The sequence below is a fragment of the Photobacterium lucens genome, from assembly GCF_009873615.1.
Classification (GTDB): domain Bacteria; phylum Pseudomonadota; class Gammaproteobacteria; order Enterobacterales; family Vibrionaceae; genus Photobacterium; species Photobacterium lucens.
Map to the genome: position 1 here is coordinate 1 of NZ_SSMG01000268.1, position 15,802 is coordinate 15,802.

Genomic DNA, 15,802 nt, shown 5'->3' on the forward strand with positions numbered 1-15,802 from the left:
ATCCTACTTGGTCGCCAGGTTGGTATCCCTTACATCATCGTGTTCATGAACAAGTGTGACATGGTTGATGACGAAGAACTACTAGAACTAGTAGAAATGGAAGTTCGTGAACTTCTATCTGAGTACGAATTCCCAGGCGACGACTGCCCAGTAATCATGGGTTCTGCACTTGGCGCACTAAACGGCGAAGAGCAGTGGGAAGCTAAGATCATCGAACTAGCTGAAGCTCTAGATTCTTACATCCCAGAGCCAGAGCGTGCGATCGATCGTCCGTTCATCCTTCCAATCGAAGACGTATTCTCAATCCAAGGCCGTGGTACAGTAGTAACTGGTCGTGTTGAGCAAGGTATCATCACTGTAGGTGACGAAGTAGAAATCGTTGGTATCAAGCCAACTACTAAGACTACTTGTACTGGTGTTGAGATGTTCCGTAAGCTTCTTGACGAAGGCCGTGCTGGTGAGAACGTTGGTGTTCTACTACGTGGTACTAAGCGTGACGAAGTTGAGCGTGGTCAAGTACTAGCTAAGCCTGGTTCAATCACTCCACACACAACTTTCACTTCAGAAATCTACGTTCTGTCTAAAGATGAAGGTGGTCGTCACACTCCATTCTTCAAAGGTTACCGTCCACAGTTCTACTTCCGTACAACTGACGTAACTGGTACTATCGAGCTACCAGAAGGCGTAGAAATGGTAATGCCTGGTGATAACATCTCTATGACTGTTACTCTAATCGCTCCTATCGCGATGGACGAAGGTCTACGTTTTGCTATCCGTGAAGGTGGCCGTACAGTTGGTGCTGGTGTTGTTGCAACTATCATTGCTTAAGTTGCTGCAAAGCCGTCGAATTTAATTTGACGACAGTACACAAAAAAGGGCATCATTTGATGCCCTTTTTCTACACTTTAATATAAAAACGTGTGTTTTTTGTTCAAGTGTTAGAAATGAAATTTCGTAAGATGAAGTTTTTTACTAATGTTATTAGAGGGTTACTCCTTTTTCTTCATCTAAGACCTCGCAATAGCGGGGTTATTTTCGTCTAAATTAAGACTAGTTACAGGTTGGTTGTATGAATGCGAATGCCGAAAACCAAGAAAGCGAAAGCAAAATGGATGGCCTGAAATGGGTCGTAGTTTTTGCTTTGCTAGCTGCTGCTGTGGTTGGTAATTACCTGTACAGTGATGTTTCTGTTGTGTTGCGCACATCTGCAGTAATTGCTCTTGTAGCCGTTGCTGGGATCACCGCTGCATTTACAGCAAAAGGTAAAGCCGCGATTCGTTTTGCAAGTGAGTCGCGCATGGAAGTCCGCAAGGTGGTATGGCCTACTCGTCAGGAAGCTACGCAGACAACCTTTATCGTTCTAGCAGTCACTGTAGTGATGGCGTTAGCCCTTTGGGGTATCGACGGCATTATGGTCCGTTTAGTGCGCCTAGTTACCGGCGTGTGAGGTAAGAATTCATGAGCGAAGCTCCAAAAAAACGATGGTATGTAGTACAGGCTTTTTCTGGTTTTGAAGGCCGAGTTGCACAGTCACTGCGCGAGCATATCAAAATGCACGGTATGGAAGAGCACTTTGATGAAGTTCTTGTACCTACTGAAGAAGTAGTTGAAGTACGTGCAGGCCAACGCCGCAAGAGCGAGCGTAAGTTCTTCCCAGGTTACGTGCTAGTAAACATGGTAATGAACGACGAGACATGGCACCTAGTACGCAGTATTCCACGTGTTATGGGCTTCATTGGCGGTACATCTGATCGTCCAGCTCCGATTTCTGATAAAGAAGCGGACGCGATCCTAAACCGTCTACAGCAAGCTAGTGAGTCTCCTGTTCATAAGACAGTATTTGAACCAGGTGAAGTGGTACGTGTGACTGATGGTCCATTTGCTGACTTCAATGGTACAATTGAATCAGTTGATTACGATAAGAGCCGTGTTAAGGTTTCTGTATCGATCTTTGGTCGTGCAACACCAGTAGAACTAGAGTTCGGTCAAGTCGAAAAGAACTGATCAAATTCTGTTCAAGTTGTATTGTCAGGGGCGTGGAATTAAGCTATAATTTCGCGCCCTTTCGTTAGACGGGGAGTCTGTTTGTTTAAAAATAGACGTTTGAACCCAAATTTAGGTAAATAGCAATGGCTAAAAAAGTAGAAGCTTACATCAAGCTGCAAGTTGCAGCTGGTATGGCAAACCCTAGTCCACCAGTTGGTCCAGCACTTGGTCAACACGGTGTTAACATCATGGAATTCTGTAAAGCGTTCAACGCTAAGACTGACTCTCTAGAGAAAGGTCTTCCAACTCCAGTTGTTATCACAGTATACAGCGACCGTTCTTTCACGTTCGTAACTAAGACTCCACCTGCAGCAGTTCTTCTGCTTAAAGCAGCTGGCCTTAAGTCTGGTTCAGGTCGTCCAAACACTGAGAAAGTAGGTACTGTAACTGACGCTCAGATCCAAGAGATCGCTGAGACTAAAGCTGCAGACATGACTGGTGCTGATATTGAAGCTATGAAGCGTTCAATTGCTGGTACTGCTCGCTCAATGGGCCTAGTGGTAGAGGGTTAATAAGATGGCTAAACTGACTAAGCGCATGCGCGTTATCCGTGAAAAAGTTGATGCTACTCGTGAGTACGAAATCAACGAAGCTGTTGCTCTTCTTAAAGAACTAGCTACTGCTAAATTCAATGAAAGCGTTGACGTTGCTGTTAACCTAGGCATTGACGCACGTAAATCTGACCAAAACGTACGTGGTGCAACTGTACTACCAAACGGTACTGGTCGTGATATCCGTGTTGCTGTGTTCACTCAAGGTGCTAACGCAGAAGCTGCTAAAGAAGCTGGTGCTGATCTAGTGGGTATGGAAGATCTTGCTGAGCAAGTTAAGAAAGGCGAAATGAACTTTGACGTAGTTATCGCATCTCCAGATGCAATGCGCGTTGTTGGTCAACTAGGTACTATCCTAGGTCCTCGCGGTCTTATGCCAAACCCTAAAGTTGGTACTGTAACTCCTAACGTTGCTGAAGCAGTTAAGAATGCTAAAGCTGGTCAGGTTCGTTACCGTAACGACAAAAACGGCATCATCCACACTACTATCGGTAAAGTGGACTTTGAAGCCGCTCAACTACAAGAGAACTTAGAAGCTCTTCTAGTTGCACTGAAGAAAGCTAAGCCTTCTTCAGCTAAAGGTACTTTCATTAAGAAAGTAAGCATCTCTACTACAATGGGTGCAGGCGTAGCGTTAGATCAGAACTCTCTGAAAACTAACGTAGCGTAATAATTTGCAGAAGCGATAAGTTAGTGTATAATTTGTCGCTTCCGAATTCGTGGCTGGGGCTAATTGCTTGCAGTTAGCCTCCGTCAAAGACCGTAGGTGTTCTTCGGAACTTAATAATTCACCTACGTAGACGGTGCCAGAACATGATTGATGTATGTCTTTCTTGGATCTGCGCCGTAAGACTCTCCTGCTATTTTGGCAGTGAGTGGTGTAAAACAATCCAGGAGCAAATCCAATGGCATTAAATCTTCAAGACAAAAAAGCAATTGTTGCTGAAGTCAACGAAGCTGCCAACGGTGCACTTTCTGCTGTTGTTGCTGACTCTCGCGGTGTTACTGTGGGTGCGATGACTACTTTACGTAAGCAAGCTCGTGAAGCTGGCGTATACGTGAAAGTTGTTCGTAACACACTAGCACGCCGTGCAGTTGAAGGTACTGATTTCGAATGTCTTAAAGACGTTTTCGTTGGTCCTTCACTAATCGGTTTCTCTAACGAGCACCCAGGTGCTGCAGCGCGTCTTTTCAAAGACTTCGCTAAAGAGAACAAAGATTTCGAGATCAAAGCAGCTGCATTTGAAGGCGCTGTTGCAAACGTTGAAGTACTAGCAACTCTACCAACTTACGACGAAGCTATCGCACGCCTAATGATGTGCATGAAAGAAGCGTCTGCTGGTAAACTTGTACGTACTATCGCTGCAGTACGTGATCAGAAAGAAGAAGCTGCTGCTTAATTGCAAAGTTTTATCTGATTACTATTTAAACTTATTGTTGACTTTTAAAGAGAATTGTTATGTCTATCACTAACGAGCAAATCCTAGACGCAGTTGCAGAAATGTCTGTAATGCAAGTTGTTGAACTAATCGAAGCTATGGAAGAGAAGTTCGGTGTTACTGCTGCAGCTGCAGTTGTAGCAGGCGGCGCAGCTGCAGAAGCAGCTGAAGAGCAAACTGAATTCGACGTAATCCTAACTGCTGCTGGCGCTAACAAAGTTGCTGTAATCAAAGCAGTACGTGGCGCAACTGGCCTAGGTCTTAAAGAAGCTAAAGCTGTAGTAGACGGCGCTCCAGCACCTCTAAAAGAAGGCGTTGAGAAAGCTGAAGCTGAAGCTCTTAAAGCTCAACTAGAAGAAGCTGGTGCTTCTGTTGAAATCAAATAATCATTATTTGATTTCCTAGCCTTTTAGGCTATTGGCTGGTGGCAAATTGCCACCGGCCTTTTTGCGCTGTAGGGTAGTGGTATTTTTCACCTTGTTTTGTATCCACTGTCTAGCAAAAAATGACTCTGATGTCACCGAGTCATTCCTACACATAAACAAAGTTTAGTCTCTACCCCCGTTTGTTTTGGGGTAGTTTGGATCACTTATCAGCGATCTGAGGAACCTATGGTTTACTCTTATACCGAGAAAAAGCGTATCCGTAAGGATTTTGGTAAGCGTCCGCAAGTTTTGGAAGCTCCATACTTGCTGTCGATCCAGCTTGATTCTTTCCAAAAATTTATCGAGCAGGATCCAGAAGGGCATTACGGTCTAGAAGCTGCCTTTCGCTCTGTTTTTCCAATCCAGAGCTATAACGGCAATTCCGAGCTGCAATACGTTAGCTATCGTCTCGGTGAGCCGGTCTTCGATGTTAAAGAATGTCAGATTCGTGGCGTAACTTATTCTGCTCCACTACGTGTGAAGCTACGTCTTGTCATGTACGATAAAGACGCGCCGGCTGGCACTGTAAAAGACATTAAAGAACAAGAAGTTTACATGGGCGAAATTCCGCTCATGACAGATAACGGTACATTCGTTATTAACGGTACCGAGAGGGTTATCGTATCCCAGCTACACCGTAGCCCGGGTGTCTTCTTCGACAGCGATAAGGGTAAGACCCACTCCTCAGGTAAAGTGTTATATAACGCTCGTGTAATCCCTTACCGTGGTTCATGGTTGGATTTCGAGTTCGATCCTAAGGATAGTGTATTCGTACGTATCGACCGTCGTCGTAAATTACCTGCGTCTATCATCCTTCGTGCACTTAACTACACAACAGATCAGATCCTTGACATGTTCTTCGAAAAGATTCATTTCGAAGTTCAGGGCAAGTCGCTTGTTATGGAGTTGGTACCGGATCGTCTACGTGGTGAAACTGCAAGCTTTGATATCGAAGCAAACGGCACTGTATACGTAGAGAAAGGTCGTCGCATCACTGCTCGTCACATTCGCCAATTAGGCAAAGACGGCGTTGATCACATCGAAGTACCTGTTGAATACATCGTTGGCAAGATCGCATCACGTGATTACATCGATGAAAATACTGGTGAACTGATTGTCGCGGCTAACCAGGAATTAAGCCTGGAAGCATTAGCACTTCTATCTCAGGCGGGTCACAAGTCTATCGACGTTCTATTTACGAACGATCTAGACCACGGTCCTTACATGTCAGATACACTACGTATCGACAATACAACTGACCGTTTAAGTGCATTAGTAGAAATCTACCGTATGATGCGCCCTGGCGAGCCACCAACACGTGAAGCAGCAGAGCAACTTTTCGAAAGCTTGTTCTTCTCTGAAGATCGTTACGATCTGTCTGCTGTTGGTCGTATGAAGTTCAACAGCTCTCTTCTTCGTGATGAGACAACTGGCCCAGGTACACTAGACCACGCTGACATCATTGATGTTATGCGTAAACTGATCGATATTCGTAACGGTAAAGGTGAAGTTGATGATATCGACCACCTAGGTAACCGTCGTATTCGTTCTGTTGGCGAAATGGCTGAAAACCAATTCCGCGTAGGTCTAGTACGTGTTGAGCGTGCTGTAAAAGAGCGTCTAAGCCTAGGCGATCTTGATGCAATCATGCCTCAAGACTTAATTAACGCTAAGCCTATTTCTGCGGCAGTAAAAGAGTTCTTTGGCTCTTCTCAGCTGTCTCAGTTTATGGACCAGAACAACCCACTGTCAGAAGTTACTCACAAACGTCGTATCTCGGCGCTTGGTCCAGGTGGTCTGACTCGTGAGCGTGCTGGCTTCGAAGTACGTGACGTACACGCGACTCACTACGGTCGCCTATGTCCTATCGAAACGCCTGAAGGTCCAAACATCGGTCTGATCAACTCGCTATCTGTATTTGCGCGTTGTAACCCTTACGGTTTCTTGGAAACACCTTACCGTAAAGTGGTAGACGGAAAAGTTTCAGAAGAAATCGAATACCTATCTGCAATTGAAGAAGGTCTATACGTTATTGCTCAGGCGAACGCCGCGCTTAACGAAGACGGTTCATTTGCTGACGAATTGATCACTGCTCGTCAGAAAGGTGATTCAGGTCTGCACCCACGTGACCATGTTCAGTACATGGACGTTGCAACTAACCAGGTTGTATCGGTGGCGGCATCTCTGATCCCGTTCCTAGAACATGATGATGCTAACCGTGCCCTAATGGGTGCGAACATGCAACGTCAGGCAGTTCCAACTATCCGTGCTGATAAGCCGCTAGTAGGTACTGGTATTGAGCGTCAAATCGGTGTCGATTCTGGTGTTACAGCTGTAGCTAAACGTGGTGGTACAGTTCAGTCTGTAGATGCTTCTCGTATCGTTATCAAAGTTAACGACGATGAGTTGATCCCTGGTGAAGCAGGTATCGACATCTACAACCTAACTAAGTACACGCGTTCTAACCAGAACACATGTATTAACCAGCGTCCAACCGTGCTACCTGGCGAGCCAGTATCACGTGGTGATGTACTTGCTGATGGTCCTTCAACAGACCTTGGTGAGCTTGCGCTTGGTCAAAACATGCGTATCGCGTTCATGCCTTGGAACGGTTACAACTTCGAGGACTCCATCTTAGTTTCTGAGCGTGTAGTTCAGGAAGATCGTTTCACTACTATCCACATCCAAGAGCTTTCTTGTGTGGCACGTGATACGAAGCTGGGTTCTGAAGAAATTACTGCCGATATCCCTAACGTGGGTGAAGCAGCACTTTCTAAGTTGGACGAGTCAGGTATCGTTTACATCGGTGCTGAAGTGAAGGGTGGCGACATCCTAGTTGGTAAAGTGACACCTAAGGGTGAAACACAACTAACACCTGAAGAGAAGCTACTACGTGCGATCTTCGGTGAGAAAGCATCTGATGTTAAAGATTCATCTTTACGTGTTCCTGGTAGTGTGACTGGTACGATCATTGACGTACAAGTATTCACTCGTGATGGCGTTGAGAAAGACAAGCGTGCTCTTGAAATTGAAGAGATGCAGCTGAAAGAAGCGAAGAAAGATATCACAGAAGAATTCCAGATCCTTGAGGGTGGTCTTCTTGCTCGTGTTCGTACGCTTCTGCTATCTGCGGGTTACAGCGAAGACAAGATTGCTTCAATGAACCGCGATACACTATTCGCTGTTACGCTTGACGACGAAGCACTACAAAACCAATTGGAACAGCTTGCAGAGCAGTATGATGAACTGAAAGCTGAGTTCGATAAGAAGTTTGAATCTAAGCGTCGTAAGATCACTCAAGGTGATGACCTAGCGCCTGGCGTACTTAAGATTGTTAAAGTATACCTAGCTGTTAAGCGTCGCATCCAACCGGGTGATAAGATGGCGGGTCGTCACGGTAACAAGGGTGTAATCTCTAAGATCAACCCTGTTGAAGACATGCCTTACGATGAGAAAGGTCAAACGGTTGATATCGTTCTGAACCCACTGGGTGTACCTTCTCGTATGAACATCGGTCAGATCCTTGAGACTCACTTAGGTCTTGCGGCGAAAGGTATCGGTGACAAACTTAACGACATGCTGAAAGAGCAGCAGGAGTTACACAAGTTCCGTAACTTCCTACAGAAAGTTTACGATCTAGGCGATACTCGTCAGAAAGTAGACGTTGCTGCACTAACAGATGACGAAGTACGTACACTTGTACAAAACCTTCGTAAAGGTCTACCTATTGCAACTCCTGTATTTGATGGTGCGCCAGAAGCATCAATCAAAGAGTTGCTAAAACTGGGTGATCTACCAACATCTGGTCAGTTGAAGTTGTTTGATGGCCGTACTGGTGATGCATTTGAGCGTCCTGTAACTGTTGGTTACATGTACATGCTTAAGCTGAACCACTTGGTTGATGACAAGATGCACGCCCGTTCTACCGGTTCTTACAGCCTAGTTACTCAGCAGCCGCTGGGTGGTAAAGCTCAGTTCGGTGGTCAGCGTTTCGGTGAGATGGAAGTGTGGGCGCTTGAAGCATACGGCGCAGCATACACCCTTCAAGAAATGCTAACCGTTAAGTCGGATGACGTTAACGGCCGTACGAAGATGTATAAGAACATCGTTGACGGTGATCATCGTATGGAACCAGGTATGCCGGAATCATTCAACGTATTGTTGAAAGAAATCCGCTCGTTGGGTATTAACATCGAGCTGGAAGACGAGTAAGCCTAGGTTAGTCACCTATACTTATTAGTTACTCCGGTATAAATATGAAGGCGCCAGTAGACTGGCGCCTTTATGGGTCAACTCCTCACAGGAGCCGAATGTGAAAGACTTACTTAAGTTTCTGAAAGCACAACATAAGACCGAAGAATTTGATGCAATCAAAATCGGTCTAGCTTCACCTGACATGATCCGTTCATGGTCTTTTGGTGAAGTTAAGAAGCCAGAAACAATCAACTATCGTACCTTCAAGCCTGAGCGTGACGGTCTTTTCTGTGCACGTATCTTTGGCCCGGTAAAAGACTACGAGTGTCTTTGTGGCAAGTACAAGCGCCTGAAGCACCGTGGTGTTATCTGTGAAAAATGTGGTGTTGAAGTTACTCAGACCAAAGTACGTCGTGAGCGTATGGGTCACATTGAGCTTGCTTCACCTGTTGCTCACATCTGGTTCTTAAAGTCACTGCCATCTCGTATCGGTCTGTTAATGGACATGCCACTACGTGATATCGAGCGTGTACTTTACTTCGAATCATATGTAGTAATCGAACCAGGTATGACCAACCTTGAGCGTAGCCAGCTGCTTTCTGAAGAGCAGTACTTGGATGCACTTGAAGAGTGGGGCGATGAGTTCGACGCTAAGATGGGCGCAGAAGCGGTTAAAGCACTTTTAGGTAACATGGACCTAAGCGCTGAAATCGAAAACATGCGTGAAGAGTTAGAAGAAACTAACTCTGAAACTAAGCGTAAGAAGCTAACTAAGCGTCTTAAGCTAGTTGAAGCTTTCCTACAGTCAGGTAACAACCCAGAGTGGATGATCCTGTCTGTACTGCCAGTTCTACCGCCGGATCTACGTCCGTTGGTACCACTAGACGGCGGCCGTTTCGCGACTTCAGATCTAAACGATCTTTACCGTCGTGTAATCAACCGTAACAACCGTCTGAAGCGTCTTTTAGACCTGGCTGCTCCTGATATTATCGTACGTAACGAAAAGCGTATGCTTCAGGAATCTGTTGATGCATTACTAGATAACGGTCGTCGTGGCCGCGCTATCACTGGCTCTAACAAGCGTCCTCTGAAATCTCTTGCTGATATGATCAAGGGTAAACAAGGTCGTTTCCGTCAGAACCTTCTTGGTAAGCGTGTAGACTACTCAGGTCGTTCTGTTATCACAGTAGGTCCATACCTACGTCTGCATCAGTGTGGTCTTCCTAAGAAGATGGCACTAGAGCTATTTAAGCCATTCATCTACGGTAAGCTAGAGACTCGTGGTCTTGCGACGACAATCAAAGCTGCTAAGAAGATGGTTGAGCGTGAAGAAGCAGTAGTTTGGGATATCCTAGACGAAGTTATTCGCGAACACCCAGTAATGCTTAACCGTGCACCAACACTGCACCGTCTAGGTATTCAGGCGTTTGAACCAATCCTAATCGAAGGTAAAGCGATTCAGCTTCACCCACTTGTGTGTGCGGCATACAACGCCGACTTCGATGGTGACCAGATGGCGGTTCACTTGCCGTTGACTCTTGAAGCACAGCTTGAAGCCCGTGCGCTTATGATGTCAACAAACAACATTCTTTCACCTGCATCAGGTGATCCGATCATCGTACCTTCTCAGGACGTTGTATTGGGTCTTTACTACATGACGCGTGAGAAAATCAACGCGAAAGGTGAAGGCATGTACCTTGCTGGACCAGCTGAAGCTGAGAAAGCATACCGTACTAAGATGGCAGAGCTTCACGCTCGCGTTAAAGTACGTATCACAGAATACGTGAAAGACGAGCAGGGTAACCTAGTTGAGAAAACTGAACTAGTTGATACTACTGTTGGTCGTGCAATGCTATGGCCTATCGTACCGAAAGGTCTGCCATACAGCCTTGTGAACACTGAAGCACTAGGTAAGAAGCAAATTTCTAAGCTTCTTAACACTTGTTACCGTGAATTGGGCATGAAAGATACTGTTATCTTCGCTGACCAAATCATGTACACAGGTTTTGCTTACGCTGCACTTTCTGGTGTATCTGTTGGTATCGACGATATGGTTGTACCTGCAGCTAAATACACTAAGATCGCAGAAGCTGAAGCAGAAGTTGCTGAAATTCAAGAGCAGTTCCAGTCAGGTCTTGTAACTGCTGGTGAACGTTACAACAAAGTTATCGATATCTGGGCGACAGCGAACGAACAAGTTGCTAAAGCGATGATGGATAACCTGTCTTTCGACACAGTTATTAACCGTGACGGTGAAGAAGAGCAGCAAAAATCGTTCAACAGCGTATACATGATGGCCGACTCTGGTGCTCGTGGTTCTGCAGCTCAGATTCGTCAGCTTGCTGGTATGCGTGGTCTGATGGCTAAGCCGGATGGCTCAATCATCGAAACACCGATCACAGCGAACTTCCGTGAAGGTCTAAACGTACTACAGTACTTTATCTCTACTCACGGTGCTCGTAAGGGTCTTGCGGATACCGCACTTAAGACAGCGAACTCAGGTTACCTGACTCGTCGTCTAGTAGACGTTGCTCAAGACGTTGTTGTTACAACTGATGACTGTGGCACTCACGCAGGTATCACTATGATGCCTCTAATCGAGGGTGGTGATGTTAAAGAGCAACTAGGTGACCGCGTACTTGGTCGTGTTGTTGCTGAAGACGTTCTAAAACCTGGTACTGAAGAAGTTCTAGCACCTCGTAACACGCTTCTTGATGAGAAGTGGTGTGAGATCCTAGAAGCGAATTCTGTAGACCAAGTTAAAGTACGTTCTGTTGTAACGTGTGAGAATGACTTCGGTTGTTGTAAGTTCTGTTACGGTCGTGACCTTGCTCGCGGTCACTTGGTTAACGCTGGTGAAGCAGTGGGTGTTGTTGCTGCTCAGTCAATCGGTGAACCAGGTACACAGCTTACAATGCGTACGTTCCACATCGGTGGTGCGGCATCAGCAGCGGCAGCAGATAATAGCGTTGTAGTGAAAACTACAGGTTCTATGAAGCTGCACAATGCTAAGTTCGTAACCAACAATGCAGGTAAGCTTGTAGTAACATCTCGTGCTGCTGAATTAACCATCATTGATGAGTTCGGCCGTACTAAAGAGAACTACAAACTAACTTACGGTACGATCCTGAACAAGGGTGACGGTGCAGAAGTTGTTGCTGGTGAAACAGTAGCAAACTGGGAAGCGCACACCATGCCAATCATCACTGAAGTGGCAGGTCGCATCCAGTTCGTTGACATGATCGACGGCGTAACAGTTTCTCGTCAAACAGATGATCTAACTGGTCTATCTTCAAGCGAAGTAACTGATGCAGCAGCACGTCCAGCAGCAGGTAAAGATATGCGTCCAGCTATCAAACTTGTTGATGAAGATGGTAACGATGTAATGATCCCTGGTACTGAAATGCCAGCTCAATACTTCCTACCAGGTAAGGCGATTGTTCAGCTTGACGACGGCGCTATGGTTGGTATCGGTGATACGCTTGCACGTATCCCGCAAAAATCTGGCGGTAACAAGGATATCACGGGTGGTCTACCACGCGTTGCTGACTTGTTCGAAGCTCGTAAGCCTAAAGAGCCTGCGATCCTTGCTGAAATTACAGGTACTGTATCTTTCGGTAAAGAGACTAAAGGTAAGCGTCGTTTGATCATCACTCCAGCTGAAGGTCAACCGTACGAAGAGATGATCCTGAAGCACCGTCAGCTTAACGTTTTCGAAGGCGAAAAAGTTGAGAAGGGCGATGTAATTGCAGATGGTCCAGAAACTCCGCACGATATTCTACGTCTACGTGGCGTACACGCAGTAGCTGAATACATCGTGAACGAGGTTCAGGAAGTTTACCGTCTACAAGGCGTTAAGATTAACGATAAGCACATTGAAACTATCGTTCGTCAGATGCTACGTAAGGTAACTATCACAGCAGCAGGTGATTCTGAGTTCCTAGAAGGCGAGCAAGTTGAATTCTCTCGCGTAACGATTGCTAACCGTCAGCTTGAAGCTGAAGGTAAGACACCTGCAAGTTACTCTCGTGACTTACTAGGTATCACTAAAGCATCGCTTGCGACTGAGTCATTCATCTCTGCTGCATCGTTCCAGGAAACAACGCGCGTACTAACAGAAGCTGCGGTTTCTGGTAAGCGTGATGACCTACGTGGTCTGAAAGAAAACGTAATCGTGGGTCGTCTGATCCCAGCGGGTACTGGTTTCTCTTACCACCAACGTCGTCAACAGCAGCGTGACGTTGAGCTTGAGCCTGTAGCACCACAAGTGGATGCAGAGCAAGCTTCTCAAGATCTTGCAGCGCTACTAAACGCAGGTCTTAACGACGAGAATTAATTCTCAGCGTAATTGATTTAAAAGGCATCCTTCGGGGTGCCTTTTTTATTGCCTGTAATAAAGCAATTATCAAATAAATAGCTGGTGGATGCTTAAGATAAGAAGAACAAGAGAAGAGTTTATAATGAAGTGGCAGCATGACGACGCTGCCACAATATTAAGGTTGGTGGTTTCTATGCGCCAGGCGGGCAGGATAGACTGTCGCTGATAAGCTCAATGAGTTTATCTTCTAACCCAAAGCGAAGTTCCATAAGCTCACCGACTTTTGATAAATCATCATCAAAATGAGAGAGCAGATCATCATCCTTTATTGAATGGTATCGGTCATGGAAATTGAGCAGTGGATCGGTGGTTAGGGTAATTTTGGCGTAGAGTGCAGAAATTTCTTCGGTAGGTGAATAACCTGTTTGATGCCAGCGTTCCATTACGCTATCGTAAATTTTGAAGTGACCTGCTGAAATGTAATCAACAAGGGCTTCATTAAATAACGTCAGTTGAGATGCGGTTGGAAGTTGGCGGTTTTTGGCCGCTTCAGTTGGGGAAAGACCTGCAAGTTTACAGTAATCGATAAGCAGTTGTTGACGCATCATCAGCCATTGATCAATGACGTCATTATGACCGCCCCATTCTTTTTTGACTTGTTCGAATTTACTAAGCATGAGCACGTCCTCATGATCTTGTCTGTATCGTGAAAGCGATAGACTTTGATCCTTCTCTTTATAAAGAGATCTCGTTATTCGGATAACTACTTCGTTTCAACTTTAGATTGCCAGTAATTAATAGCTCCTGCAAGGAAGAAAGTAATAAAAATGTTAAAAAATGAGAATTTGGCATATTGCTGCATTATTCAGAATGGAAAGATCTGGCTTGAAAATAATGCGTTACCGCTGCGTGATCCCGCTTGGTGTGATGAACATGCGTTATCATGTCGCGTTATTGGGGCTTTTAATGAGTATCCTGTTTATTGGTTAGAGGCGAAAGCGGATGTTCCAGCTGATAACTTTTATAGTTTACGGGAATTACTCAATGTTGATCCGATGCTTTTTAATCTGGCAGGTCGTGCGCTGCAGTTATCTTACATGTTAAGCCAACAAGGCTTTTGTGGGCGTTGTGGCAGTAAGGCAGAGTTACACTCAGATCAATTAGCCATGCAATGCCAAGGCTGTGGCGCAATTGACTATCCTCGTGTATCGCCTTGTATCATTGTCGCGGTACGTAAAAATAAGCAGATTTTATTAGCGCAGCATCCACGCCATAAAACCGGTATGTATACGGTGATTGCGGGTTTTGTTGAAACCGGTGAAACCCTAGAGCAGTGTGTTGCTCGCGAAGTGCAGGAAGAGACTGGCATTAGGGTTAAGAATATTCAGTATTTTGGCAGCCAGCCGTGGGCATTTCCTTCTAACCTTATGATAGGCTTTATTGCTGACTATGCGGGTGGCGAGATCAAACCTGATTATGAAGAGCTTACCGATGCAATATGGGCAGATGCGGCGCATTTACCTCCGCTTCCGCCACAAGGGACAATAGCACGTCGATTAATAGAGCATACATTGTCTGCTTCTACGACTAACCTGTAATTAATAACAATCAGACTTAACGTGTTATCGTATCGTTATTCCCTATTAATAGAATAAGATATGCTCTCTTTTGTTCTAAGTAATGAATGATACAATAAGCGCAGAATTTACCCATGGAGTCTCAAATGAGCGAATTAAAGAATGACCGCTACCTACGTGCGTTGTTAAAGCAGCCTGTTGATTACACACCGGTGTGGATGATGCGCCAAGCAGGTCGTTATCTACCAGAATACCGTGAAACACGTAGTGTTGCGGGTGACTTTATGTCGCTATGTAAGAATGCTGAGCTAGCAAGTGAAGTAACACTTCAGCCGCTTAAGCGTTTTCCGCTTGATGCTGCTATCTTGTTCTCAGATATCTTAACGATTCCTGATGCAATGGGTCTTGGCTTGTACTTTGAAGCGGGTGAAGGTCCTAAATTCCAACGTCCAATTAAGTGTAAAGCTGACGTTGAGAAGATCGGTTTACCGGATCCGGAAGGTGAACTGCAATACGTAATGAATGCTGTACGTCAAATCCGTCATGATCTACAAGGTGAAGTACCACTGATTGGTTTCTCTGGTAGCCCATGGACGCTGGCGACTTACATGGTTGAAGGTGGTAGCTCTAAAGCGTTCACTAAGATCAAAAAGATGATGTACGCAGAGCCGCAAACATTACACCTATTGCTAGATAAGTTAGCTGATAGCGTGACTGAGTACTTAAATGCGCAGATCAAAGCAGGTGCGCAAGCTGTCATGGTATTTGATACATGGGGCGGAGTATTAACGCCACGTGATTACAACGAGTTCTCGCTACGTTACATGCATAAGATTGTGGATGGCTTAATTCGTGAAAACGATGGTCGTCGTGTACCTGTGACGCTATTTACTAAAAATGGCGGTATGTGGCTTGAGCAAATCGCAGCAACAGGCTGTGATGGCGTAGGTCTAGACTGGACTATTGATATCGCAGAAGCGAAACGTCGTATCGGTGATAAAGTTGCTCTACAAGGTAACATGGATCCATCGATTCTTTACGCACAACCTGAGCGTATTCGCCAAGAAGTTGCCTCTATCCTTGAAGGCTTTGGTGATGCAGGTACAGGTCATGTCTTTAACTTAGGTCACGGTATTCACTTAGATGTGCCGCCAGAGAACGCGGGTGTGTTCGTTGAAGCAGTACATGAGCTGTCTAAGCCTTATCATAAGTAATATCGGTATATTTAGCTCGTAAAGCAACAAGATAGAAG

At 45.4% G+C, this 15,802-nt stretch carries 12 protein-coding genes; 11 read left to right on the plus strand and 1 reads right to left on the minus strand.

From position 1 onward, the window contains the following. The 9 genes from E5A76_RS11335 to rpoC all read left to right on the plus strand — a co-directional run. On the plus strand, positions 1-828 hold an 828-nt coding region (locus tag E5A76_RS11335; protein ID WP_161119003.1), incomplete at its 5' end, for an elongation factor Tu. Between the two features lie 241 nt (positions 829-1,069). Further along, positions 1,070-1,447 (plus strand): preprotein translocase subunit SecE, encoded by a 378-nt coding sequence (gene secE, locus E5A76_RS11340; RefSeq protein ID WP_005372715.1) that lies wholly within the window; start codon positions 1,070-1,072, stop codon positions 1,445-1,447. An 11-nt stretch (positions 1,448-1,458) separates the two neighbouring features. After that, on the plus strand, positions 1,459-2,004 hold the full coding sequence (nusG, locus tag E5A76_RS11345) for a transcription termination/antitermination protein NusG (protein WP_008986024.1): 546 nt from the start codon (positions 1,459-1,461) through the stop codon (positions 2,002-2,004). Between the two features lie 125 nt (positions 2,005-2,129). Next, a complete protein-coding gene (gene rplK / locus E5A76_RS11350; RefSeq protein WP_008986025.1) occupies positions 2,130-2,558 on the plus strand; it encodes a 50S ribosomal protein L11 in 429 nt (142 codons plus the stop codon). A gap of 4 nt (positions 2,559-2,562) precedes the next feature. Next, entirely contained in the window at positions 2,563-3,267 is a 705-nt protein-coding gene (rplA, locus tag E5A76_RS11355; RefSeq protein ID WP_008986026.1) for a 50S ribosomal protein L1, read from the plus strand. A 235-nt stretch (positions 3,268-3,502) separates the two neighbouring features. Then, complete coding sequence (rplJ, locus tag E5A76_RS11360) at positions 3,503-3,997, plus strand: 50S ribosomal protein L10 (RefSeq protein WP_053987605.1); 495 nt, start codon at positions 3,503-3,505, stop codon at positions 3,995-3,997. A 59-nt stretch (positions 3,998-4,056) separates the two neighbouring features. Continuing rightward, positions 4,057-4,422 carry a 50S ribosomal protein L7/L12 gene (rplL, locus tag E5A76_RS11365; RefSeq protein WP_044179125.1) on the plus strand — a complete coding sequence of 122 codons (366 nt, stop codon included), beginning with the start codon at positions 4,057-4,059 and terminating at the stop codon, positions 4,420-4,422. A 225-nt stretch (positions 4,423-4,647) separates the two neighbouring features. After that, positions 4,648-8,673, plus strand: coding sequence for a DNA-directed RNA polymerase subunit beta (rpoB, locus tag E5A76_RS11370; protein WP_107167345.1), 4,026 nt, complete (start codon positions 4,648-4,650; stop codon positions 8,671-8,673). Positions 8,674-8,773: 100 nt separating this feature from the next. Then, positions 8,774-12,991 carry a DNA-directed RNA polymerase subunit beta' gene (gene rpoC, locus E5A76_RS11375; RefSeq protein ID WP_053987607.1) on the plus strand — a complete coding sequence of 1,406 codons (4,218 nt, stop codon included), beginning with the start codon at positions 8,774-8,776 and terminating at the stop codon, positions 12,989-12,991. A 173-nt stretch (positions 12,992-13,164) separates the two neighbouring features. Here rpoC and rsd read toward each other — a convergent pair whose 3' ends face one another. Beyond that, positions 13,165-13,650 (minus strand): sigma D regulator, encoded by a 486-nt coding sequence (gene rsd / locus E5A76_RS11380; protein ID WP_107167344.1) that lies wholly within the window; start codon positions 13,648-13,650, stop codon positions 13,165-13,167. A 150-nt stretch (positions 13,651-13,800) separates the two neighbouring features. Here rsd and nudC point away from each other — a divergent pair, with 150 nt between their 5' ends. Both nudC and hemE read left to right on the plus strand, forming a co-directional pair. Further along, a complete protein-coding gene (gene nudC, locus E5A76_RS11385) occupies positions 13,801-14,571 on the plus strand; it encodes an NAD(+) diphosphatase (RefSeq protein ID WP_161119004.1) in 771 nt (256 codons plus the stop codon). A gap of 125 nt (positions 14,572-14,696) precedes the next feature. Beyond that, positions 14,697-15,764, plus strand: a complete 1,068-nt coding sequence (gene hemE / locus E5A76_RS11390) for a uroporphyrinogen decarboxylase (RefSeq protein ID WP_053987610.1) — start codon at positions 14,697-14,699, stop codon at positions 15,762-15,764. Positions 15,765-15,802 lie beyond the last annotated feature (38 nt).

Excerpts from the sequence above, each read along its gene's own strand:
- secE (WP_005372715.1), top strand. The coding sequence starts at position 1,070 with ATGAATGCGAATGCCGAAAACCAAGAAAGCGAAAGCAAAATGGATGGC.
- nusG (WP_008986024.1), top strand. The coding sequence starts at position 1,459 with ATGAGCGAAGCTCCAAAAAAACGATGGTATGTAGTACAGGCTTTTTCT.
- rplK (WP_008986025.1), top strand. The coding sequence starts at position 2,130 with ATGGCTAAAAAAGTAGAAGCTTACATCAAGCTGCAAGTTGCAGCTGGT.
- rplA (WP_008986026.1), top strand. The coding sequence starts at position 2,563 with ATGGCTAAACTGACTAAGCGCATGCGCGTTATCCGTGAAAAAGTTGAT.
- rplJ (WP_053987605.1), top strand. The coding sequence starts at position 3,503 with ATGGCATTAAATCTTCAAGACAAAAAAGCAATTGTTGCTGAAGTCAAC.
- rplL (WP_044179125.1), top strand. The coding sequence starts at position 4,057 with ATGTCTATCACTAACGAGCAAATCCTAGACGCAGTTGCAGAAATGTCT.
- rpoB (WP_107167345.1), top strand. The coding sequence starts at position 4,648 with ATGGTTTACTCTTATACCGAGAAAAAGCGTATCCGTAAGGATTTTGGT.
- rsd (WP_107167344.1), bottom strand. The coding sequence starts at position 13,650 with ATGCTTAGTAAATTCGAACAAGTCAAAAAAGAATGGGGCGGTCATAAT.
- nudC (WP_161119004.1), top strand. The coding sequence starts at position 13,801 with ATGTTAAAAAATGAGAATTTGGCATATTGCTGCATTATTCAGAATGGA.
- hemE (WP_053987610.1), top strand. The coding sequence starts at position 14,697 with ATGAGCGAATTAAAGAATGACCGCTACCTACGTGCGTTGTTAAAGCAG.